This is a genomic window from Scandinavium sp. (assembly GCF_036271055.1).
Lineage (GTDB): Bacteria > Pseudomonadota > Gammaproteobacteria > Enterobacterales > Enterobacteriaceae > Scandinavium.
Genome location: NZ_DATBBJ010000040.1, coordinates 1 through 1,844 on the forward strand (window position 1 = coordinate 1; position 1,844 = coordinate 1,844).

General features: G+C 45.6%; 2 protein-coding genes. Both read left to right on the top strand.

Going from position 1 to position 1,844, the window contains the following annotated elements; translation table 11 throughout:
* The coding region (locus VH187_RS05745) for a hypothetical protein (RefSeq protein ID WP_329700529.1) at positions 1-303 on the top strand (303 nt) is incomplete at its 5' end.
* A gap of 54 nt (positions 304-357) precedes the next feature.
* Positions 358-1,844: DUF5906 domain-containing protein (locus VH187_RS05750; protein ID WP_329700530.1), on the top strand; the 1,487-nt coding region annotated here is incomplete at its 3' end.

Genomic DNA, 1,844 nt, shown 5'->3' on the forward strand with positions numbered 1-1,844 from the left:
GTCTCATTTTTGGAAGTGTTGGTGGCGCTCTCTCGACGAGTGGCGTTTAATGCCGGTGGTGAGCCTGAGTGGTGGGCATGGAAGCTGATTGAGAACATCGGTCTCGACAAAGTCGAAGGCATTGAACTGAGTCCGGTCGACAGGATAAAGATCAATGATGCTCTCGATCGAGTTATAGAAAGACGTTATAGTGAGAACGGTGAAGGCGGATTCTTCCCGTTGCCAAGCACGGATGAAGATCAAAGGAAAGTTGAGATTTGGTATCAAATGAGTGCCTATATCATGACTGTAGTGGGCATCTGAGAAACATTTGAAACCCCTTTAAGCGCGATGGAGTGAGATCATGAAGGGAGCTGAGTGGATTTCTATCGGATCCTAAGCAGGTTGACGAAAACTGGCGAGCGGGAACTCTATCCTGAATTCGTCATTGGTCGTTCTAAGGATCTGATGGTTCGCGGCCGGTCCTTCTATGCCATTTGGGATGAAGAGACTGGTCTTTGGTCTCGTGACGAGTATGATGTGCAACGTATTGTGGATGACGATCTGCAACACGAAGCTGATGAGACGAAAATTCCTAAATCTCGGGTCAAGTTTCTGCGTAACTTCAACTCTCAAGGTTGGACGCAGTTCAAGAAGTTCATAGCTCAGATAGGAGATAACAGTCATCAGCTGGATTCCAAGGTCACTTTTAACGATACCGAAGTACAAAAAGGGGATTATGTAAGTCGTAAACTCCCCTATCGTTTGGAAGAAGGTGATATCTCAGCTTGGGATGAATTAGTTGGTACATTATATTCCGTTGAAGAACGGGCCAAAATTGAGTGGGCAATTGGATCCATTGTTGCTGGAGATTCAAAGAACATACAAAAATTCTTTGTCTTTTATGGACCTGCGGGATCGGGTAAGTCAACCATCCTGAACATCATTGAAAAACTGTTTGAAGGCTATACCACTACATTCGAGGGTGCTGCTCTAGGAAGAAGTGACAGTCAGTTCGCCACTGAATCCTTCAAACATAATCCCTTGGTAGCAATCCAACACGATGGAGATCTATCAAAACTAGAAGATAATTCTCGCCTGAATTCGATCATCTCGCATGAATACATGACGATGAACGAGAAGTACAAGGCGAGTTATACGTCTCGTGCTGATGCTATGTTGTTCATCGGATCAAATCAGCCTGTGAGAATCTCGGATGCGAAATCTGGGCTTATTCGCAGGCTGATCGATGTTCACCCAAGTCAGGTACGTATTCCGGTAAGGCATTACAACACGCTCATGGCTCAGATAGACTTCGAGCTGGGAGCCATAGCTGCTCATTGCCAGAAGGTATATTTGGAAATGGGCAAGAATTACTATAACGATTACCGGCCACTTGAAATGATGTTGCAAACGGACGTATTCTTCAACTTCATTGAGGCCTATTATGATGTGTTCAAAGCGCGAGACTGCATCACTTTAAAAGACGCTTACGCGATGTATAAGGAATACTGTACCGATGCGGGGATAACCAGACCCTTGCCCCAGTACAAGATGCGCGAAGAACTCCGCAATTACTTCGATGACTTCAAGGATAGAGCAGAATGGGAGGGCGAACGTGTTCGTAGCCTCTATTGCGGATTCAACGCGGAGAAGTTCAAATCGCCTAAGGGTGGTGAGATCGATGAAAAACGAGCTTTCTCATTGGTCATGGACGAAACTGTATCGATATTTGATAAAGCATTTGCCCGACAGCCTGCGCAAGCGGCTACTGAGGATGGTGTTCCGGAGTCAAAATGGGCGAATGTCACCACAACATTGTCCGATATCGATACGTCTCAACTACATTTCGTAAAAGTACCTGA